The organism is Singulisphaera sp. GP187, assembly GCF_900129635.1.
Lineage (GTDB): Bacteria > Planctomycetota > Planctomycetia > Isosphaerales > Isosphaeraceae > Singulisphaera.
This window is the reverse complement of record NZ_FSRB01000001.1, coordinates 5,734,954-5,756,616: the sequence shown is the minus strand read 5'-3', so window position 1 is coordinate 5,756,616 and position 21,663 is coordinate 5,734,954. Positions and strand designations below refer to the sequence as shown.

General features: G+C 63.2%; 14 protein-coding genes and 5 tRNA genes. 17 read left to right on the top strand and 2 right to left on the bottom strand.

The genetic code is table 11. The features are described from left to right. Positions 1–7: 7 nt before the first annotated feature. Positions 8–1,423: a hypothetical protein gene (locus BUS42_RS22520; protein ID WP_074309866.1), complete on the bottom strand. Its 1,416-nt coding sequence runs from the start codon at positions 1,421–1,423 to the stop codon at positions 8–10. Positions 1,424–2,407: 984 nt separating this feature from the next. Between BUS42_RS22520 and BUS42_RS22515 the strand changes: the two genes are divergently transcribed. From BUS42_RS22515 to BUS42_RS22425, 17 genes are all read left to right on the top strand, one after another. Next, positions 2,408–4,081: a sigma-70 family RNA polymerase sigma factor gene (locus BUS42_RS22515; protein WP_074309864.1), complete on the top strand. Its 1,674-nt coding sequence runs from the start codon at positions 2,408–2,410 to the stop codon at positions 4,079–4,081. Positions 4,082–4,414: 333 nt separating this feature from the next. Next, a tRNA-Thr gene (locus tag BUS42_RS22510) sits at positions 4,415–4,487 on the top strand. Between the two features lie 94 nt (positions 4,488–4,581). Next, positions 4,582–4,663: transfer RNA gene (locus BUS42_RS22505), tRNA-Tyr, on the top strand. 166 nt (positions 4,664–4,829) lie between these two features. Beyond that, positions 4,830–4,900: transfer RNA gene (locus BUS42_RS22500), tRNA-Gly, on the top strand. Between the two features lie 111 nt (positions 4,901–5,011). After that, a tRNA-Thr gene (locus tag BUS42_RS22495) sits at positions 5,012–5,084 on the top strand. A gap of 157 nt (positions 5,085–5,241) precedes the next feature. Further along, positions 5,242–6,453, top strand: coding sequence for an elongation factor Tu (gene tuf / locus BUS42_RS22490; protein ID WP_074309862.1), 1,212 nt, complete (start codon positions 5,242–5,244; stop codon positions 6,451–6,453). An 80-nt stretch (positions 6,454–6,533) separates the two neighbouring features. Further along, on the top strand, positions 6,534–6,686 hold the full coding sequence (rpmG, locus tag BUS42_RS22485; RefSeq protein ID WP_015244128.1) for a 50S ribosomal protein L33: 153 nt from the start codon (positions 6,534–6,536) through the stop codon (positions 6,684–6,686). A 146-nt stretch (positions 6,687–6,832) separates the two neighbouring features. Beyond that, positions 6,833–6,905, top strand: a tRNA-Trp gene (locus BUS42_RS22480). 154 nt (positions 6,906–7,059) lie between these two features. Next, positions 7,060–7,596 (top strand): preprotein translocase subunit SecE, encoded by a 537-nt coding sequence (gene secE / locus BUS42_RS22475; protein ID WP_074309861.1) that lies wholly within the window; start codon positions 7,060–7,062, stop codon positions 7,594–7,596. A 114-nt stretch (positions 7,597–7,710) separates the two neighbouring features. Continuing rightward, the gene (gene nusG / locus BUS42_RS22470; protein WP_074309859.1) at positions 7,711–8,493 is read left to right on the top strand and encodes a transcription termination/antitermination protein NusG; all 783 of its coding nucleotides are present in this window, start codon (positions 7,711–7,713) and stop codon (positions 8,491–8,493) included. A gap of 101 nt (positions 8,494–8,594) precedes the next feature. Then, positions 8,595–9,020: a 50S ribosomal protein L11 gene (gene rplK / locus BUS42_RS22465; RefSeq protein WP_015244125.1), complete on the top strand. Its 426-nt coding sequence runs from the start codon at positions 8,595–8,597 to the stop codon at positions 9,018–9,020. A gap of 165 nt (positions 9,021–9,185) precedes the next feature. Next, positions 9,186–9,863: a 50S ribosomal protein L1 gene (gene rplA / locus BUS42_RS22460; protein WP_074309857.1), complete on the top strand. Its 678-nt coding sequence runs from the start codon at positions 9,186–9,188 to the stop codon at positions 9,861–9,863. Between the two features lie 34 nt (positions 9,864–9,897). After that, positions 9,898–10,491 carry a 50S ribosomal protein L10 gene (gene rplJ / locus BUS42_RS22455; protein WP_074309854.1) on the top strand — a complete coding sequence of 198 codons (594 nt, stop codon included), beginning with the start codon at positions 9,898–9,900 and terminating at the stop codon, positions 10,489–10,491. Between the two features lie 198 nt (positions 10,492–10,689). Next, positions 10,690–11,094, top strand: coding sequence for a 50S ribosomal protein L7/L12 (gene rplL, locus BUS42_RS22450; protein WP_074309851.1), 405 nt, complete (start codon positions 10,690–10,692; stop codon positions 11,092–11,094). A 397-nt stretch (positions 11,095–11,491) separates the two neighbouring features. Next, positions 11,492–15,199 (top strand): DNA-directed RNA polymerase subunit beta, encoded by a 3,708-nt coding sequence (gene rpoB, locus BUS42_RS22445; protein ID WP_074309849.1) that lies wholly within the window; start codon positions 11,492–11,494, stop codon positions 15,197–15,199. Positions 15,200–16,059: 860 nt separating this feature from the next. After that, on the top strand, positions 16,060–20,340 hold the full coding sequence (rpoC, locus tag BUS42_RS22430; protein ID WP_074309844.1) for a DNA-directed RNA polymerase subunit beta': 4,281 nt from the start codon (positions 16,060–16,062) through the stop codon (positions 20,338–20,340). A 109-nt stretch (positions 20,341–20,449) separates the two neighbouring features. Further along, positions 20,450–21,106 carry a uracil-DNA glycosylase family protein gene (locus tag BUS42_RS22425; RefSeq protein ID WP_074309842.1) on the top strand — a complete coding sequence of 219 codons (657 nt, stop codon included), beginning with the start codon at positions 20,450–20,452 and terminating at the stop codon, positions 21,104–21,106. Between the two features lie 224 nt (positions 21,107–21,330). Here BUS42_RS22425 and BUS42_RS22420 read toward each other — a convergent pair whose 3' ends face one another. Continuing rightward, the gene (locus BUS42_RS22420) at positions 21,331–21,657 is read right to left on the bottom strand and encodes a YnfA family protein (protein WP_074309840.1); all 327 of its coding nucleotides are present in this window, start codon (positions 21,655–21,657) and stop codon (positions 21,331–21,333) included. Between the last annotated feature and the right edge of the window lie 6 nt (positions 21,658–21,663).

Below are 21,663 nucleotides of genomic sequence, written 5' to 3'. Positions count from 1 at the left end.
GACCGCCCTAGGGTTTTGAATTGAGTTCCGGAGTGGGAGTGGGACGAGGAGCCGCTTCCGGCGCGTCCCGCCAACGAAGCGAGCCGATCAGGCGAAGATCCTGGTCGCCGAAGGCTTTGACCCGATCGTCCGCCTGGGTGAATGTTGCAAGCAACTGGTCACCGTCGGGGCTGGCGATGAGGTAATAGTACCAGACCAGGCCGAGGTTCCCCTCACGCCCCTGCACGCCGACCTTGTAGCGGAAGCCGCCCGCCGGGTCCCCCTCGACTTCCCCTTCACCGAGGAACGAGGCAAACCTCGGCCCCAAGGCGCTCCGCAGGTCATTTCGAAACTGCTTCAGGTCCTGATGTCGCCCCTTGCCCGCGCTCGGCCCATTCATGAGGTTGCACTGCGCGACCACCACCCCGCGGTCGAGCCGTTTGAGCACCGTCAGCCGCCGATCGTCCCAGTAGGTGTGCCAGTTGCGGTCATGGGTCAGGGTGTACTTACCGTCGGGCGAGACCAGCAACAGTTGCTCGCGTTTCGGGTCGGGCTCCACCGCCCCCGCCCCCGCCGCGACCGCGTCGTCGGCAATCTGGGCCGAGGGTTCGGCCGTCTGCCGGGTGACGGTCAAAGTACTCTTCACCTCCAGCCCTGCCTCGACCGCGCCCGGCTTCCGCGCCTCGGAACGTTGCAGGTGCAGCCGGTCGATTCGACCCGCCGCGCGGTCGACACTCAACGTTCCATCAAAGAGCATTTTCCCTTCACCGCCGAGCACCGCCCCCCGGACGTTCCCTTCCAGGTGAATCTTGACCGTTCGGGCGTCGATCGACTCAACCTTGGCCTGAAGCGCGTTCTCGGTCAGCGTGTCGTACGAACTGAGGGACCGCGCCCCGTCGTCGCCGACCTTCCAGGAATCCCCCACCTTGACCGGCTTGTCCGTGAGCAGGGCGGCCAGAGCCAAGGGGTCGGCCGCCGCCTGAACCAACTCCAATTCGGAGCGAGTCAACGGTCCTCCCGGGCTGAACACGACCACCCCTTCCGCCCGGGGTTCGGCCACGAGCAGGGCAACCTCCGGCCGGAGCACCGCGGCCGTCGGCCGGATCTCACCATTGATCGCCGAGGCCGCCTGGCTTACCTTGCGGACCACCCTGGTGGCTCGTCCTGGTTTCCCCTGAGTGTCGGTCGCGAGCACCCGCTCGACGAACTCGAGCCGGGTCTCGACCTTCAGCTTCAACGGCTTGACGGGCTCGGGCTTGGCGGTGCCGGGAGGGGGAGCAGGCCGGTAAAGCCCCTCCGCCTTCAAAAGGATGAGCACTTGGGTCGAGTCGCCAACCCGCGCGGAGTCGCTTAGCGTCACCGTCTCCACGGCGGCGGCCCCAAAGGCGGTCAGACACGCCCCGAAAACCACTAGCCCGATCACGGAACCTCTGAACGCGGCCATCCTTAGCTCCTCATGCGTTGAACGACCTTGCCGACTCCAGGCCCGAACCACGAACACAACTCCTCGAGCGCTCGAGCCTGTCCCGAGAGAGACAAGACTGAGGAGTGGAAGGCGCGCCGATCCAAAAGGCGGCAGAGTCACGGACTGAGCCGATCGTTGAAGCGTCCCATCATTCCCGGAGCCAAGTGCCGGACTTCCGACTCGGGAGATGAGTTCCTCAAGTTGGAAACTCCACTGACTCTAGTAGCTCCGGAACCACGCTGTCAATTCCGCACGCCTCCCCGAACCGAGCCGAACCGGTCGCTCGTCCCCTCAGGGGAGCGCCTCCGAATTCTGAGGCTCAACGCAAAGGGTCCCCCAAGCTCTCAACCTTGCAACCTCACCGCCCCTTTTTTCCCTGCGTTGCCAGCCGGATTGGCAAATCCTTCAAAACTTGCATGCACGCCACAATGACTGGTCACGAATCAGCCAGAGTTGCGTAATCGAAGTGAAGCGGACGACCGGTCGCGGTAGGGTTGCGACCGATCGGGGTTCCTCTCTTGTCCCCGTGACATTCCCTGGACTGCGTGGGCTCGAATCCGAATTCCGAACCGAACGCTTCGCAACGAAAATGCAAGCGAGACGGGAACTTGGGGCAGGGTTCACCGGTCCAATGAGAAAACCAGGACCGAAATTCCGCGAACAAAACGACGAATTAAAACGTCTGTTTGAAACAGGCGTTCCAATCACAGGGATCGTGGGCACGAAAGTCGTGGTTCAACGATTATTTACGACCCAAGGGCACTTGGTTTGCGTAAGAAGAGTGTGCGAACCTGGGAGGAGGGCTCGCCCTCAGGAAGGGAGAGGGCTTTCTCGAAGCACAGAAAGATGCGAAGGTTCCCATGGGTTAGTCAAGTGTGCCGTTCAGGATCCGTTTGCAGGATCGATGGGTCGCGACGGGTTCGGGTTCGAGGATAAGGGATTCGCCTGGGGAGAATTCCGAGGATGGGGAGCAGTTATTGCCACCCGGCTCTGAAACAGCTGAAGGAGCAACAGGCTCGGTTCGCTCCGAAGCAGGAGCGACTCGAACAGGTTGATCGGGCCGAGACGTTGCTGGGGGAGATTCAGCCGGAGAAGCAATATCCGTATGAGTATCTCTGGTATCGCATCAAGGGGTATCGCCCCGAGACGGCGCCTGAGCTTCTGTTGGAGGGGAGTGGGGTTCGCCACGACCTCCGTCTCTTCATTGAGGATCTGTCAGGAACGGTAGGGCAGGCGGTCGAGCAAGCGGCTGAGCCGGTGCTGACGGTTGAGGCGGTCGGTCTCCGCTTCAACGTGTCGACCCGGACGATCACGCGGTGGCGGCGGCAAGGGTTAGTGGCCCGGCGGTTTGTCATCGACGGGCGCACCAAGGTCGGGTTTCTCGAGTCGAGCGTGATGCGATTCGTTGAGTCGCACCGCGATCAGGTCGACCGGGGAACTCGGTTCCGACTTTTGACTGACGAGGAGCGTGACGAGATCATTCGCCGCGCTCGTCGGATGGCGCAGGTCGGCCAGGGGGGTCTGGTCGAGATTGCGCGGAGGATCGCTCGCAAAATGGGACGCTCCACGGAAACCGTACGATCGACTCTGAAAAGCTACGACCGCGGTCATCCCGACCGGGCCATCTTTCCCCCGATGACCGGACCTCTCGACGAGGAGGCCAAGGGGCAAATCTACCGGCTCTATCGCCGCGGCGTCTCGGCCGAGGTCCTGGCCACCCAATTCAACCGGACCCGCTCGAGCGTCTACCGCGCCATCAACGAGATGCGTGCCTTGCGGATCTTGAGCGTGAAGCTCGAATTCATGGCGCATCCCAGCTTCGACGATCCCGCGGCCGCCGAGGCGATCTTGGGGCCAATGCCCCTCCCGGCCGACGGCAAAGCCCCGCGGCGCACCAAAGCTCCCAAGGGACTTCCCCCCTACCTGGCCAGTCTTTACGAGGTCCCCTTACTCGGCCGCGAACAGGAAGCCCACCTGTTCCGCAAGATGAACTACTTAAAGTGCCTCGCCAACCGACTCCGCGACCAGATCGATCCCGGCCGAGCGCGCACCGGCGACCTCGACGAGATCGAACGGCTCCAAGAAGAGGCGTTGGCGGTCAAGAACCAGATTATCCGCTCCAACCTCCGCCTCGTCGTCTCGATCGCCAAGCGACACGTCGGCCCGTCGAATAACTTCTTCGAGCTGGTCTCCGACGGCAACATGTCGCTCATCCGCGCCGTGGAAAAGTTCGACTACGCCCGAGGGAATAAGTTCAGCACGTACGCCTCGTGGGCGATCATGAAAAACTTCGCCCGAACCATCCCCGAAGAGAACTACCGGCGCGACCGGTTCGTCACCGGCCACGAAGAGATGTTCGAGGCGGCCGCCGACACCCGAATCGACGAGCACGAATACGAGTCGGCCCAACGCCGCAACCAGGAAGCGGTCAAAGGGATGCTCGGACGACTCGACGAACGCGAGCGGCGGATCATCATCAGCCGCTACGGCATCAACGGAGTCGGCGAGCAAACCCTGGAGCAGTTGGGCCGTGAACTCGGGATCACCAAAGAACGGGTCCGCCAGATCGAATCGCGAGCCCAAGACAAGCTCCGCCGGATCGCCATCGAGGAGAAACTCGACCTTCCCATGCTGTAAGCCCGCCGCGATCCAAAGAAATGGAAGATTTTCCGAACTACCCCCTTGCCGAACCGGACATCGGGTCGCTAATATAGTCCATTCATGATGTCGCTCCAAAAATGAAGCGATGTTAAGACGGCATTCGACCGCGTTTCACCGGCGGCACCAAATAACGTCGCCGGACGAACGCGGTCGTCTTCGCTCTTGAGAGCCTGCGGGGCAACCCTCGGTAATCAGAGCCAGTCGTTAGCCTTGAGTTCCACGCAGGTCGAATTCCGCCGGATCGGCGAAAAGAGATCTTGCAACGAACAGCCACGACGGTATATTTGGGAATTTCACGGCCTTGCCGACGCTGGCGTAGCTCAACTGGCAGAGCACCGGTTTTGTAAACCGACGGTTGTGAGTTCGACTCTCACCGCCAGCTCTGGTGAACTGTCTGGTTGAAAAAACGAGAGAATCGCCAACGCTCAAGTAAGTCCCTGAAAACCGAAGGAAGCAGTAGGCCGAAAGTTCAAGTCGGGTGGATACCCAAGTGGCCAAAGGGGGCAGACTGTAAATCTGCTGGCTCTGCCTTCGCAGGTTCGAATCCTGCTCCACCCATTACCGAATCGACGCGTAACGAGGTCCATAAATTTTCTGAGAAAGGGCCTCGAGTCCTCAAGCGAAATCAGGTAAGTTGACGGCATAACCAGGGTAGAGCCAAGTACGAGTCTCCCCCACGATCCACCGACCTTCAGCCGACTTGGTGCGGCCAGTTCGGCTTCTCGCGGGTGTAACTCAATGGTAGAGTACCTGCCTTCCAAGCAGGCAACGTGGGTTCGATTCCCATCACCCGCTCTCCGGTCCGGCGGCGGGGAGTTGAGGCTTGGCTGAACGTCCTGGCATGGAAGACGAGACCTGAATCGCCCGACATCCGAAGATCGCACCGAATTCGGTATTGAAGCAAATGCTGCCGTGGCTCAGTTGGTAGAGCGCGTCCTTGGTAAGGACGAGGTCCTGGGTTCAAATCCCAGCGGCAGCTTTTGGGCGACGCCCAAGTCCGGGCGGTGCGAGTTGGACCCAGAGGTCGGCCCCAGGCCGCTGGGTAGTCCCGCCCGGAGCGGACCATTGTTGACGTGTGGGGCGGCTGGGCGGGTCCCCGCCAAACGAACACCAGGGATGCCGTAAGGCGCTAAGCAATGGCAAAGGAAACGTTCACCCGGACAAAACCACACGTCAACGTGGGAACGATCGGGCACATCGACCACGGCAAGACGACGCTCACGGCAGCCCTCCTCTCGGTTCTCGCCGCCCATGGCCAGGCCAAGAAGAAGGATTACAAGGACATCGCCAAGGGCGGGACGGTCCGCGACGCGAACAAGACGGTGACCATTGCCGTCTCCCACGTCGAGTATGAGAGCGAAAAGCGCCACTACGCCCACATCGACTGCCCGGGTCACGCTGACTATATCAAGAACATGATCACGGGTGCCGCCCAAATGGACGGTGCGATTCTCGTGGTCTCGGCCGCCGACGGACCGATGCCGCAGACCCGGGAGCACATCCTTCTGGCTCGCCAGGTCGGTGTCCCCGCGCTGGTGGTCTTCCTCAATAAGATCGACCTGGTCGACGACGAGGAACTGCTGGAGTTGGTCGAGATGGAGCTTCGTGAGCTCCTGACCCACTACAAGTTCCCCGGCGACGAGATCCCGATCACTCGCGGATGCAGCCGACCGGCCTACGAGAACCCGACCGACCCGGTCGCGGCCCAGCCGATCCTCGACTTGGTCAAGTCGATGGACGACTACATTCCCGAGCCGGTGCGGGCGGTTGACAAGCCGTTCCTGATGCCGATCGAAGACGTGTTCTCGATCAAGGGACGCGGGACCGTCGGCACGGGCAAGATTGAGCGTGGTTCGATCAAGGTGGGTGAAGCGGTCGAGATCGTTGGCTTCAACGCCAACAAGAACTCGGTGGTCACCGGCGTTGAAATGTTCCAGAAGACGATGGACTTCGGCCAGGCCGGAGACAACGTCGGCGTGCTCTTGCGAGGCATTGAAAAGACCGATCTCGAGCGTGGGCAGGTCATCTGCAAGCCCGGATCGATCACCCCGCACACCAAGTTCGAGGCCGAGGTGTACGTCCTCTCGAAGGACGAAGGGGGACGGCACACGCCGTTCTTCAAGGGATACCGGCCCCAGTTCTACTTCCGGACGACCGACGTGACCGGCTCGGTTTTGAACCTCCTCTCGGAGGACAATAGCGAAGCCGAAATGTGCATGCCCGGCGACAACATCAAGATGACCGTCGAGCTGCACACCCCCATCGCGATGGAGGAGAACCTCCGGTTCGCCATCCGTGAAGGGGGCAAGACCGTCGGCGCCGGCGTTGTGACCAAGATCCTTCAGTGACCTTGATCTGTGCAACTTGCCGCCAGCCGCCCCTTTTTCAGGGCGGCGGCGGCCGTTCGCACCGGCGCGGGAGTGGGTAGATGCGCGAGTACGTCTGGCTAGAATGCACCGCCTGCGGAGACCGGAACTACCGGACGCAGAAAGAAACACGCGGTGCCGATCGTCTGGAGTTGAAGAAATACTGCCGGCGCGATCGCAAGCACACGCCGCACAAGGAATCGCGGAAGAAGTAGGCGACCGAGACGAAATGAAATGGTCCGACCCGGCGGACGGCGAGTTTGCCGTGCCGGGCCGTCCCATTTTCGATGGAAACAACAACGGCGCTGGTGCCGGGCTTCGTAGTCAGGCCCGGCCGGTCCGCTCAGGGGGTTTGTTAGCGACGAGCGTAGCTCAATTGGTAGAGCACCGGTCTCCAAAACCGGCGGTTGGGGGTTCGATTCCCTCCGCTCGTGCTTCTTGGCGAAACGGCACCGATCGTTTCGGTTCCGCAACACCACCGTAGGTCACCTCGGAACCTAACCCGAACCGAGACCTTCCCCCCGACCGTGACCGCGAACCGACCTCCACGAAGTTGTGTCCCGTCCACTTGCACGCGAGAAAGTAGCCATGGGCAAAGTCAAAGATGGAGCGCCGGCGTCGAAGGCGTCGAAGCCCCCGAAAGCGGGGGCGACGGGAGGAGGATCCAAGCGCCGCAAGGATTTTGCCCTGTTCGTCACGAACCTCTTCAGCGCCACCCTCCACAAGCCAAAGCAGGGGCGTCACGCCCGGATCTACACGGCTGCTGGGCTCGGAATCATCGTCGCATTGGGGATTTGGCGACTCTATGACACGCTGCTCTCCTCCAGCCCCGCGATTCGATTCGGAATCCCCACGGCGCTCGGTCTGGCGTTCGCCTGGTTCATTTTCCGCCTGGTGGAATACCCGCCGTTCGTCGAATTCCTGATCGCCACCGAAGCCGAGATGAACAAGGTCTCGTGGACCAGCCGCGACGACCTCTACCGCGCCACGACCGTCGTCCTCTCGACCGTCGTGCTGATGTCGGTCTATCTGTTCGGGGTCGACTGGGTGTGGTCGAACCTGCTCCAGATCCTCGGCGTCCTGAAATTTGGAGGAGGGGGAGCGTTCGGCTCGAGTGCCGGCTAACCCCGACCCGTCCCCATCCGGCCGCCTCCGGTTCCGCCGCGGCGGGCTCCGGACTCCTCGCGTCCCGTTGGTGGTTTCCCTTGGTTCTTGGCCTCCATCCCCGCATGGCGTTGCATGAGTCACCCGACTGACGAGATCCCCGATTCGGTCCCCCCCGGCAACGGGTCCTTGGGGCCGGACGAACCGCCGACCCTCGCCGCGGAGGATGATTCCCCTGCGTTCGAAGTCGAGGAGCAGACCCCCGATGGCGGCCCGCCGATGACCTCGGCTCGACCCGCCCCGGAACCCAAGCCTGAAGCTGAATCGGAACCGGAGTCGGAACCCGACGCGACCGCATCGGTCGTGGACGACGACGAAGAGAAGATCGAGCTGGTTTGGTACGTGCTCAAGGTCCAGAGCTCGCGTGAGGATACGATTCGCGACGCGCTGGAACGACGGGTCAAGATCCAGGGACTCGAGCGCTACTTCAGCCGGATCGTGGTGCCCACCGAAAAGATCACCGAGATCCGGAACAACAAGAAGCGGATCGTCGAGCGGAAAACCTATCCCGGCTACATCATGGTCGAGATGGAGCTCAACGAGAAGACCTGGTTCACCGTTCGGGAGACGCCCGGTGTCGGCGATTTCGTCGGGGCGCATGGCACGCCGACGAAGATGACCGAGACCGAAGTCAACCAGATGCTTGGCCAGGAAACGGCCAAGACCGACAAGGTCCCGACGATCCGGATCAACGTCGAGCGGGGCGATCGGGTGAAGATCAAGGACGGTCCGTTCGAGAACTTCGAAGGCACGGTCGAGGAAGTGATCGAGGCCCGCGGCTTGGTCAAGGTCATGCTGATCATCTTCAACCGGCCCACGCCGGTCGACCTCGAATACTGGCAAGTGGAACCTATCTGACCTAGAGGAAACGCGGGATCCGGGTGTCGCGGTGTGCGGGATGGGTGAGATCGACCATCCCTCGGCCGCCGTGCCCCCAATGGACCCGACGGGAGACGACGATGGCCAAGGTGATGACGGCGAAGGTGAAGCTCCAGTGTCCGGGCGGGCAGGCGACCCCCGCGCCCCCGGTCGGGCCGGCCCTTGGCCAGCATGGTGTCAACATCGGTCAGTTCGTGATGCAGTTCAACGACCGAACGAAGGACATGAAGGGGACGACGATCCCGGTCGAGATCACGATCTACTCCGACCGCTCGTTCGAGTTCATCACCAAGAGCCCGCCGGCCGCCGTCCTCTTGAAGCAGACGGCGGGCGTGGCCTCCGGGTCGGCCGAGCCCCATAAGACCAAAGTCGGCAGCGTGACCGCCGAACAAGTCAAGAAGATCGCCGAAACCAAGATTGCCGACCTCAACGCCCGCGACATCGAGCATGCCTGCCGAATCATCGCAGGCACGGCGCGAAGCATGGGGATCGAAATCAAAGGTTGAGCCGGGTCCTCGTCTCAACCCTTCCAGTGAAGAGCAGCCACGGCTCGGGGCGGGAAATTCCCGGTCCCCGGCCCCCCTTGGCGCGACCGCCCGCCCTTGGGGAAGCCCGATCGTCCTGCGATCGGGTGACGGTACGGCGGCAGCCCTCCGGAAAGGAGCGCGAACTTGCCTAGTCAGTCGAAACGCTATCGCGCCTTGCGCGAGAAGGTGACCGAAGATCCGGTCCCTCTCGAGGATGCGATCCGTCATTTGAAGACCTTCGGGACGACCAAGTTCATCCAGACGGTCGAAGTCTCGACCAACCTGGGGATCGACCCGCGTCAGAGCGACCAGAACGTCCGTGGCTCGGTCGCCCTGCCGCACGGGATCGGCAAGAACGTCCGGGTCGCCGTGTTCGCCCAAGGTGATAACGCCGAGAAGGCCACGGCCGCCGGCGCCGACATCGTGGGTGGCGACGATCTCGCCGCCAAGATCAAGGGCGGGTTCCTGGACTTCGACGTCGCGCTGGCGACCCCGGACATGATGGGCGTGGTCGGCCCGCTCGGCCGTTTGCTCGGCCCTCGCGGCTTGATGCCCTCACCGCGTTCCGGCACCGTGGCCACCGACATCACCTCGGCGGTCCGCGAGTTCAAAGCGGGCAAGATCGAGTTCCGCAACGACAAGGGAGGCAATGTTGCCGCCCCGGTCGGTAAGCTGAACTTCACCGACGCCCAGCTCATCGAGAACATCACGGCATTCCTGAAGCACCTCCAGACGGTCAAGCCGGCGGCCGCTAAGGGGACTTACCTCCGCTCGGTCACCATCTCGGCCACCATGAGCCCGGGTATCCGGGTCCTGGCGTGACCGGCAACCGCCCCAGCGAGGCAGCGACGCGATCATGAGTAAATACGTCAAAGAATTGATGATGGACCAGTTGAGGACTGAACTGGACGGCAGCCGTTCGGTCCTGATCCTGGACCTCAAAGGGCTGGGCGCGGTCGCCGAACACCAGTTCCGCCGCGACCTGCGCAAGAAGTCGATCAAGATCCGGACTCTCAAGAACACGCTCGCCCGCCGGATCTTCACTGAGATGGGGATGGACGGTCTGTCCCAGTTCCTGGAAGGCCCATCAGTCGCCGTCTGGGGCGGTGATGGAGTCGCCGAACTGGCCAAGGAGATCTTCACCCAGGTCAAGGCGCTGAAGAAGCCCGAGATCAAGGGGGGAGCCGTTGATGGCGTCGTCATCGGCCCGGCTCAGGTCGAAGACATCACCAAGCTGCCCAGCCGCGAGGCCTTGATCGGCCGCGTGGCGGCGTTGGCCATGTCGCCGGCCCAGCGGGTGGTGTCGTTGGCGAACGCTCCGGCCAGCGGGATCTTGAGCCAGCTGGAAACTCTGTCCGAAGGCGCGCCGGAAGGCGAGGCCGAGACCGCGACCGACACCGTCACCGAGGCCGCCGACACTCCGGCCCCCGCCGCCGAAGAAGGGGCCTGACCCGATTGAGCTCCCGGGCGGCCACCCTCTTGCCAAGGGTCCTCTGGGTAGGACGTCCCGTCTCCGGCCTGGTGCCGGAGGGCGAAGGCGCCTTTTTTTGATCCGCATTCATCCGCCTTTTTTGGTATTCGACACTCTACGTCGCCGGGGGCAACCGCCCTCGCCGAAAGCTGCGTAAAGGAAAGGACCTCACGACTCATGTCCACCGCCGAGACCGCGATCTTCGCCGACAACATCAAGACCCTGGGCGACTCGATCGTCAAGCTGACCGTCCTGGAAGCCAAGGCCCTGGGCGACTACCTGGAAGAAGTCCACGGCATCAAGCCGGCCGCTGCCGCCGTTGTCGCGGGTCCCGCCGCTGCCGCCGCCCCGGTTGAAGCGGCCGCCGCTCAGACCGAGTTCGACGTCGTCCTGGAAGCGTTCGGCGCCAACAAGATCAACGTCATCAAGGTCGTCCGTGCCGCCACCGGCCTGGGCCTGAAAGAGGCCAAGGACGCTGTCGAAGCCGCCCCCAAGGCGATCAAGACGGCGATCTCCAAGGAAGACGCCGAGAAGCTCAAGAAAGAGCTCGAAGAGGCCGGCGCCACGGTCAAGATCAAGTAATCCGCCCCGGACCGACGGACTCCGGGATCGCTTTCGCACTCCAGGACGTGTTGAGGAAGTCGAGACGGCCGCACCGACCGCCGGCTTCCTCAATGCCTAAGGATGAGACGAGGGCCGAGTTGACCTGGACCGAAACGTCTCGTGACGAACCCCGTCGTTTCTGTTCGCGACGACGCCTGGCCCGGCCCCAAGCCGCGCGCCAGGCGCCCGCCGCTCCCTCGAATTGCTCGAATCGCCCCGGCGGCGGCCTTCAGGCCGATCGCCGGGGTGTCTCGGCGCGCGGGCAGGTCGGCACGACCACCTCTTCGGATGGTCGAGACCGGCGCCCCTTCGAAACGCCCAGTCGGACCGGCCGACGGCCCGCGCCCACCTATCTCCCCTTGAGGAGCGCGACGATATGCCCACCGCGACCACCGTACGTCGGATCACTCCGCCCACACAAAAGAATTTCGGCAAGATCTACGACGTGTTCCCGGTTCCGGACCTGACCGAGATCCAGACCCGCAGCTATGAGCGATTCCTTCAGGCCGACATCATCGCCGAAGAGCGGGCCGACAGCGGCCTCGAAGGGGTCTTCCGGGAAATCTTCCCGATCGAGAGCTACGACAAGACCCTGAAGCTGGAATACATCAAGTTCGACCTGGGCAAACCGCGCTACGAACCCGACGAGTGCCGCCAGCTCCGCCTCACCTACGGCCGCCCACTCCACGTCTGGCTCCGCCTCAACAAGGGGGAAGCCGCCATCGAAGAGTCGGTCTACCTCGGCGATATGCCGATCATGATCGGCGGCGGTGAGTTCATCATCAACGGCGCCGAACGCGTCGTGGTCAGCCAGCTCCACCGCTCGCCGGGCGTCGACTTCGTCGTCGAGATCGAGGCGGGCGACCGTAAGCTCCACGCCTGCCGGATCATCCCCGAACGCGGAAGCTGGATCGAACTCCAAGTCACCAAGAAAGAGACGCTCGGCGTCCGGATCGACCAGTCGGGCAAGTTCTCCGCGATGACGCTCCTCCGCGCGATGAGCCCGCAATTCTCGTCCGACGAAGCGATCCTCTCCTCGTTCTACGACCCCGAGTCGGTCGACACCGGCGACAGCGCCGCCGCCACCCTGCTCGAAGGGCGGATCGCCTGCGGCGACATCGTCGACCCGGCCACCGGCGAAGTCCTGATCGAGAGCGGCACCACCATCTCCAAGACCTCGGCCCAAGTCCTGGCCGACGCCAGCCTGGGACCGGTCATGGTGCTCAAGGAGGCGAAGGATCCGTTGATCCTTCAGTCGCTCCAGGAAGACCCGACGACCGACCACGAAAGCGCCTTGCTCCGGATCTACCAGCGGCTACGACCGGGCAATCCCCCCCAGCTCGAGAAGGCCAAAGAACTCTTCCACGAGAAGTTCTTCGACACCAACCGCTACCGCCTGGGCAAGGTCGGCCGGTTCCGGATCAACCGGAAATTCAGCCAGACGATCCCCGAAGACCAGATGACTCTGGATCCCGAGGACTACGTCAACGCGATCCGGTACATCCTCAACCTCCGCAAGGGCAAGGGACAGGTCGACGATATCGACCACCTGGGTAACCGCCGCCTCCGAACCATCGACGAGCTCGCGGCCGACGAGCTCCGCAAGGGGTTCCTCAAGCTCCGCCGCACCGTCCAGGAGCGGATGAGCCTCAAAGACGCCGAGGACATGACCCCGCGCTCCTTGATCAACCCCAAGAGCATCAGCGCGGCGATCGAATACTTCTTCGGCCGCGGTGAATTGTCCCAGGTCGTGGACCAGACCAACCCGCTCGCTCAGCTGACCCACGAGCGCCGGCTCTCGGCCCTCGGCCCTGGTGGTTTGAACCGGAAACGCGCGGGCTTCGAGGTCCGCGACGTCCACATCTCCCACTACGGCCGAATCTGCCCGATCGAAACTCCGGAAGGAACGAACATCGGTCTGATCAGCTCGTTGGGAATCTACGGCGGCGTCGACGAGTACGGCTTCCTCGTCACCCCTTACCGGCAGATTTCGCACGGGCACCGCACCGAGAACGTCGTCTGGATGCGGGCCGACGAGGAGAGCGAAGCTTACCTCGCGCCGGCCGACGCCCCCACCGAAGACTCGGGCAAGCTCAAAGGGCCGAGCGTCATCGCGCGGTACCAGACCGACTTCCACACCATCCCCGTCGACCAAGTCCAGTACATGGACATCTCGCCGAAGCAGATGGTGGGCGTCTCGGCCGGCCTGATCCCGTTCCTCGAGCACGACGACGCCAACCGCGCGTTGATGGGCTCGAACATGCAGCGGCAGGCGGTCCCGCTCCTGGTGGCCGAGCCGCCGATCGTGGCCACGGGGCTGGAACGCTCCGTCGCCATGAACTCGGGGATGATCGTCAAGGCGCCCGCCGACGGCACCGTGACCTACGTCGACTCGTCGCGGATCATCATCGACCACAACCAGATCTACAAGCTCCGCAAGTACGTCGGCCTCAACGAGCGGACCTGCTTGAACCAGAAGCCGGTCGTCGAGCTTGGGCAGCAGGTCAAGAAGGGGCAGATCCTCGCCGACGGCGCCGCGACCTACCTGGGCGAACTCGCCCTGGGCCGCAACGTCTTGGTCGGGTTCATGGCCTGGGACGGCTACAACTTCGAAGACGCGATCATCATCAGCGAACGCCTCGTGAAGGAAGACGTGTACACGTCGATCCATATCGAAGAGTTCGAGATCGAGATCCGCGAGACCAAGCTGGGGCGCGAGGAGTTCACCCGCGACATCCCCAACGTCTCGGAGAAGGCGCTGCGGAACCTGGACGAGAACGGGATCGTGCGGATCGGCACCTATGTCAAGCCGGGCGAAATCCTGGTGGGCAAGGTGGCGCCGAAGTCCAAGAGCGAGCTGACCCCCGAAGAGAAGCTGCTCCACGCGATCTTCGGCCGGGCCGGCGAAGACGTCAAAAATGACTCGCTGGAAGTCCCCTCGGGCGTTGAGGGGATCGTGATCAACACCCAGCGGTTCAGCCGGCGAATGAGCCTCAACGAAGACGAACGCAAGGTCTTCGAGAAAGAGCTCAAGGACACCGAGCAGGTCGAGAACGTCAAGATCTCGGACGAGTACAAGCAGCTCATCAAGGCGCTGGAAGAAGCCGTCGACGGCCCGGTCCTCGACCCGTCCACCGGCAAGCCGTTGGGCCGCGAGAAGGACCCGAAGGCGTTGGCCGAGGAGAGCGAGCGGTTCAAGCTCGAAGCCCTCGACCTGCGGAGCCCCGAGCGGGCCGCCGAAGCGCGAAAGGTCGTCCGCCAGTACGCCCCGAGAATCGAAGCGTTGCGCGACGAGAAGGACCGCCGGCTGAACAGCTTGAAGCGGGGCGACGAGCTCCCCTCGGGCGTTCTCCAGATGGTCAAGATCTACATCGCGACCAAGCGGGTGATCTCGGTCGGCGACAAGATGGCCGGTCGGCACGGTAACAAGGGCGTCATCGCCAAGATCCTCCCCGAAGAGGATATGCCGTTCCTGCCCGACGGTACGCCGGTCGAGATCTTGCTCAACCCCTTGGGCGTTCCGAGCCGTATGAACGTCGGCCAGATTCTCGAAACCCACCTGGGTTGGGCCGCCGCCAAGCTCGGGTTCCAGGCGATCTGCCCGGTCTTCGACGGTGCCAGCGAAGACACGATTCGCAAGTGCCTCAAAGACGCCGGCCTGCCCGAGAACGGCAAGGCGCTCCTGTTCGACGGTCGCACCGGCGAGCAGTTCGACCAGCGTGTGACGGTTGGGTATCTCTACATGCTCAAACTTCACCACTTGGTCGACGATAAGATCCACGCTCGTGCCACCGGCCCGTACTCCTTGATCACCCAGCAGCCGTTGGGTGGTAAAGCACGGTTCGGCGGCCAGCGGTTCGGTGAAATGGAAGTGTGGGCGCTCGAGGCTTACGGAGCCGCCTACATCCTCCAAGAACTGCTGACGGTCAAGAGCGACGACGTCGAGGGACGGACCAAGATCTACGAGTCGATGGTCAAGGGGGAGAATACCCTCGAGGCCGGTACCCCCGCGAGCTTCGACGTCTTGACCAACGAAATCCGCGGTCTCGGGCTCAACATGCAGCTCGAGAAGAAGCGAATCTGAGCGTCTCCCATTGGGTTCGGACGTCGTCGTCCGGACGGATCGCGGAACATCGATCGCCGGGGCAGGTTTTCGGCCTGCCCCGGCGCTCCATCCGTGTGGCGAGATGCTCGTGATCGAGCGTTTGGCCACGTTGGGACAATCATCGCTGAGTGACCCAAGGGGGCAAAGCGACCCTTCCCCCCTATGGTTTCCTTGGGATCGATTCCCACCCGACGATCCGTCAGGAACCGGTCCGGTCCAGTTCGGGAGACTGGAGACTCTCAAGGGAAAGGCCGACGGGTTTCGACTCCTCGCGAACCAGACCGTGCCCGACCTCTGCCAAGACCTGGCTCGACACTTGAGCCCAAGTCGAACGGGATCGAGATGAAGGTCATCGCTCATGACACCCCAGGGTCCTTGAAACGGCCCCGACTGCCCATGACTCGAGAACGACCCTCACCCGTTCCCGAACGGCGCCCCAAATAATGCCCTTGTCAAGCAGAATTTTCTTGGAATCCATGTTAAGATCGGCTACCATCAACAAGAAGCGACTCCATCGGCGGCCGGCCCGACGTTGTTCTGGGCTGCGCCTCCGCCTTGTTTTGAGGTCCATTGGGCTTGAATCTTGGAGTTTCCTGCATCCGGCGAAGGAGGAAGGCCGGCGTGGCACCTTCGGTCTCGGATGACCGTCTGAACCGCGGCGTCCTCTCCTGTTCCGGGAACGTGAGAGGGGATCGGCCCGCGGATCTTTTTTTGGTCGATGCCCGCGACTTGGGATTTGGGAATCCGAACCGATCGCTTGAGCGACCGCTGAATTGTGACTTTCCCCCGAAACAACCCCGCTTCGGCACGGCTTGAGCGCGTGCAGAGGAGAGTGTCCCGTGAGCATGGGCGAAAGTGCCTACGATCGTATCAATGATTACGGCGCCGTCAAGATCGGGCTGGCCAGCCCGTACGACATCCGGAGCTGGTCCTTCGGCGAGGTCAAGAAGCCGGAAACGATCAACTACCGGACTTACCGCCCCGAAAAGGACGGCCTCTTCTGCGAGCGAATCTTCGGCCCCGAGAAGGACTGGGAATGCGCCTGCGGGAAGTACCGCGGGATGAAGTACAAGGGGATGATCTGCGACCGCTGCGGCGTGAAAGTCACGCACTCGCGGGTCCGCCGCAAGCGGATGGGCCACATCGAGTTGGCCGCGCCGGTCGTCCACATCTGGTTCTTCAAGGCGATGCCCAGCCGCTTGGGTACCCTGCTGGACATGAAGACGTCCAGCCTGGAACGGATCATCTACTTCCAGGATTACGTCGTCATCGACCCCGGTGACACCCCCTTGAAGGAACGGCAGCTCCTCACCGAAGAGGACTTCCGCAAGTCACGCGAGATGTTCGGCGACACCTTCCAGGCCGACATGGGGGCCGACGCCGTTCGCAAGCTCCTGGCGCGGCTCGACCTGGTCAGCCTCTCCAAGCAACTGCGGACCGAGCTCGGCGAGACCTCGAGCAAGCAGAAGACCAAGGACCTGACCAAGCGGCTGAAAGTCGTCGAGGCGCTCCGCGACAGCGACAACCGTCCCGAGTGGATGGTGCTCGAAGCCATCCCGGTCATCCCGCCGGACCTGCGTCCGTTGGTCTTGCTCGACTCGGGCAACTTCGCCACCAGCGACTTGAACGACCTCTACCGCCGCATCATCAACCGCAACAACCGGCTCAAGAAGCTGGTCGACCTGAACGCGCCCGAGGTCATCATCCGCAACGAGAAGCGGATGTTGCAGCAGGCGGTCGACGCCCTGTTCGACAACAACCGCTGCAAGCGGCCCGTGCTCGGCTCGAGCAACCGGCCGTTGAAGTCGCTGACCGACATGATCAAGGGTAAGCAGGGTCGGTTCCGCGAAAACTTGCTGGGCAAGCGCGTGGACTACTCGGCGCGCTCGGTGATCGTGGTCGGCCCCGACCTCCGGCTCCACCAGTGCGGTCTCCCCAAGAAGATCGCCCTCGAGCTGTTCCAGCCGTTCATCATCCGCCGGCTCAAGGAGCTGGGCCACGCCGACACGATCAAGTCGGCCAAGAAGATGCTCGAGCGCAAGGTCGAAGAGGTGTGGGATATCCTCGAAGAGGTGATCCACAACCACCCGGTCTTGCTCAACCGAGCACCGACCTTGCACCGCATGGGAATCCAGGCGTTCGAGCCGGTCCTGGTCGAAGGCAACGCGATCCGGATCCACCCGCTCGTCTGTAAAGGGTTCAACGCCGACTTCGACGGCGACCAGATGGCCGTCCACTTGCCCCTCTCGATCGAGGCGCAGGTCGAGGCGATGACGCTGATGATGTCGACCAACAACATCTTCAGCCCCGCCAACGGCAACCCGATCATCAGCCCGACCCAGGACATCGTCATGGGGTCGTACTATGTGACGGTGCAGCGCCCCGGCGAGCCCGGCGAAGGGATGACCTTCTCCAGCGCCAACGAGGTCTTCCTCGCGTTCAGCCAGAAGAAGGTTGGCGTCCATGCGATGATCAACCTCCGGCTCCCGGTTCACAAGAAGCTGCGAGGGGACGGCGAGAAGGAGTTCACCCCCGGCATGGTCATCAAGACCACCACCGGCCGCGTGATCTTCAACGACATCCTCGACGCCAAAATGCCGTACTACAACACGGCGTTGGGCCAGAAGCAGCTCCAGGGGATCATCGCCGACTGCTACCAGATCCTCGGTCGAGCCGCAACGATCAACCTGCTCGACAACATGAAGGACCTCGGGTTCCGCGAATCCACTCGCTCGGGCCTGTCGTTCGCCACCGACGACCTCAAGACGCCGATGACCAAGGACGCGATCCTCTCGGAAACCGAGAAGGAAGTGGCCAAGGCCGCCAAGCTCTACCAGCGCGGAATCATCACCGAGCAGGAGCGCTATAACAAAGTGCTCGACGCCTGGACCCACGCTCGTGAGCGGATCACGAACGAGATGATGGAGCAACTCCGTCATGACGTCCGCAACGGCCAGGTCTACCTGAACCCGATCTTCCTGATGGCCGACTCGGGTGCTCGTGGTGGTGTCGAGCAGATTCGCCAGCTCGCCGGGATGCGAGGTTTGATGGCCAAGCCCTCGGGCAAGATCATCGAGACCCCGATCAAAGCGAACTTCCGCGAAGGCCTCTCGGTGCTCGAGTACTTCAGCTCGACGCACGGAGCCCGAAAGGGTCTGGCCGACACGGCCTTGAAGACGGCCGACTCGGGTTACCTGACCCGTAAGCTGGCCGACGTGGCGCAGAACGTCGTGATCACGATGGAAGACTGCGGCACCTCCCAGGGGATCACCAAGGGAGTCATCTACAAGGGCGAGAAGGTCGAGGTCAGCCTCGTCCAGTCGATTCGAGGCCGAGTCAGCCGGGTCAACATCGTGAACCCCATCACCGACGAGATCGTGGTGAAGGAAAACGAGATGATCACGGTGGCCGCGGCCAAGAAGCTCGAGGACATGCAGATCGAGAAGATCCAGGTCCGGAGCCCGATGACCTGCGAGGCGACCCTCGGGATCTGCCGCCGCTGCTACGGCATGGACCTGGCGACCGGCCAGCTCGTCGAGCCGGGCATGGCCGTCGGGATCATCGCCGCCCAGTCGATCGGTGAGCCGGGCACCCAGCTCACGATGCGTACGTTCCACATCGGCGGCGTCGCCACCCGCGGCGTCGAAGAGAAGGACGTCAAGAGCAAGCGGGAAGGCAAGATCAAGTACGTCGGCATCAACCTGGTGACCAACGACGAAGGGAAGAAGATCGCCCTCTCCCGTAACGGCGAGATCCAGATCCTCGACCCCAAGGGCCGCGAACTCGAGAAGTACGACGTGCCTGACGGTGCGGCGATGCTCGTCGAGGACGGCTCGATGGTCACCCGCGGTACGATGCTCTGCGAGTGGGACCCGCACAACATCCCGATTCTCGCGGAAGTCGGCGGTAAGGTCCGCTACGAAGACGTCATCGAAAACGAGACGATGCGGATCGAGATCGACCCCTCGGGCCACACCCGGCGGACGATCATGGAGCACAAGGGGGACCTGCACCCGCAGATCCTCATCGAGGACGCTGAGGGGCACATCCTCGCCTACAACTACATCCCTGAAGGGGCCGGTATCGAAGTCCAGCAAGGAGCCCAAATCACCGCGGGTACCTTGCTGGCCAAGACGCCGCGAGAAGTGGGTGGTACCCAGGACATCACCGGCGGTCTGCCGCGAGTTACCGAGCTGTTCGAGGCCCGGCGACCCAAGGAGCCGGCGGTCATCGCCGAGATCGACGGCCGCGTCGAGTTGTTGGACGAGAAGCGTCGTGGTAAGCGAACGATCATCGTCAAGAACGAGAGCGGCATCGAGCGCGAGCACCTGGTGCCGCACGGTAAGTACCTCCGGGTCCACGGTGGCGACCGCGTCCGGGCCGGCGACGCCCTGGTCGAAGGGCCGCTGGTGCCGCACGACATTCTCCGAATCTCGGGTGAGGAAGCCGTCCAGCGCTACCTGCTCCGCGAGATCCAGAACGTCTATCGTTCCCAGCGTGTCGAAATCGACGACAAGCACCTCGAGATCATCGTCGCCCAGATGCTCCGCAAGGTCCGCGTCGAAAGCGTCGGCGATACCGGCTTGCTCCCAGGCTCGGTCATCGACAAGTTCGATTTCCGCGGCAAGAACCTCGAGCTGATGACTTGCGTCAAGGTCAAGGACCCGGGCGAGAGCGACTTCCGCCAGGGCGACATCGTCCCCCGCGACCACTTCGACCAGGAAAACCTCCGGGTCGAAACGGCCAGCGGCAAGAAGGCCGAGTGGATTCGTCCCAAGCCGGCCGCCGCGAGCACCCAGCTCCTCGGGATCACCAAGGCGGCCGTGCAGTCGGACAGCTTCATCTCGGCGGCCAGCTTCCAGGAGACGACCAAGGTGCTGACCGAGGCCGCGCTCGCGGGCAAGGTCGACTACCTCGTCGGCCTGAAAGAGAACGTCATCCTCGGCCACCTCGTTCCGGCCGGAACCGGCTTCAAGTCCCACCAGGATGCCGAAGTCCGAATCCGACCCGAGGCGCTCGAAGCCCTCGCCGAGAAGGGTCCCGGCTATAGCCGTTACCCCCGCGACGAGACGCCCAGTCCGGCGGCGGCCCCCGCGGGGGCCGGCAAGGCGAGCGACTAATCGCCCGTTTTCGTGTTCTCACCGTGGTTCAACCAACGGCCCTCATCTCCTTTCTCTGGGGGGATGGGGGCCGTTGGCGTTGCACTCGTACCGCGTAGACTCGACTCCCATGCGACCTTCCCCCGCGGCTCAGCCTGAAGCCAACCTACGTGCCGAGCTCGTGGCTTTCAATGCAAGGCTCCGCTCGTGCCGCCTCTGCCAGCGCGCAGGCTATCTCAGTCAGGCCGAGTCGGTCCCGATCGCCCGCGACCCCGAACCTGACGCCGCTTTGCCGCGGATCCTCCTGATCGGCCAGGCCCCCGGGCTGCGGGCCAACCTCGAGAACGTCCCCTTCGCCGGTGCCGCGGGGGAGAAGCTTCGTCTCTGGTTCGAGCTCGGCGGCATCCCGCGCGAAGATTTCTGGCGGAAGATCCACTTCAGCGCCGTCACCCGCTGCTACCCAGGGCGGCTCCCCGGCGCCCGCGGCGACCGCGTCCCCTCACCGGCCGAGCAAGCCCTCTGCCGCCCCTGGCTCGACGGCCAGTTCTCAGTTCTGAAGCCCGCGGTCGTGCTCCTGGTCGGGCTCCTCGCCATCCGCACCTTCCTGGGCCGCGTCCCGTCGCTCACCGCCGTCGTGGGCACGGCGACCCTCCGCGACGGCGTCCGCTATCTGCCGCTCCCCCATCCGTCGGGCGTCAGCCGCTGGCTCAACGACCCCGAAAACGTCGCCGCCGTCGGTCGAGCGATGGGCCGACTCCGAAGCTGGGTCGACGAGTTGGACCTCTGAGGGGAACCATTTTCGCTCGCCCCTCAGGCGAGCGGGGAGCGTAAGCTTCCTGGCTTCGGTGCTCCGCAAGCAAGCAGACCAAAGAAGACAGAAATCTTACGCTTCCTGTTCGTTTTCGGCTCAGCAGAAGACATGAGCCTTACGTTTTCTGTTCGCTTGCGATTCAGCGCAAGGACTAACCTTACGCCCGCCAGGGAAACAAACCGTTCCCGCGGATCCATTTCTCAGCCGGATCTCGGACCGAAGAGAATGACGCCCGTTCCCACCAGACAGAGGCCGGCTCCGGCGAGGTCCCAACGGTCGGGACGCATGCCCTCGACGGCCCAGAGCCAGGCGAGTGAGGAAGCGATATAGATCCCCCCGTAGGCGGCATAGGCCCGACCGGCGTGGCTCGACTCGATCCGAGTCAAGGCCAAGGCGAAGAGGACGAGCGCGACGACGCCGGGAACCATCCACCAAGGGCTTTTCTGATTCCTCAGCCAGGCCCAGAAGGCAAAGCACCCGGCGATCTCTCCCAGGGCGGCAAGTCCGTACCAGAGCAACGATCTCATGCCTGG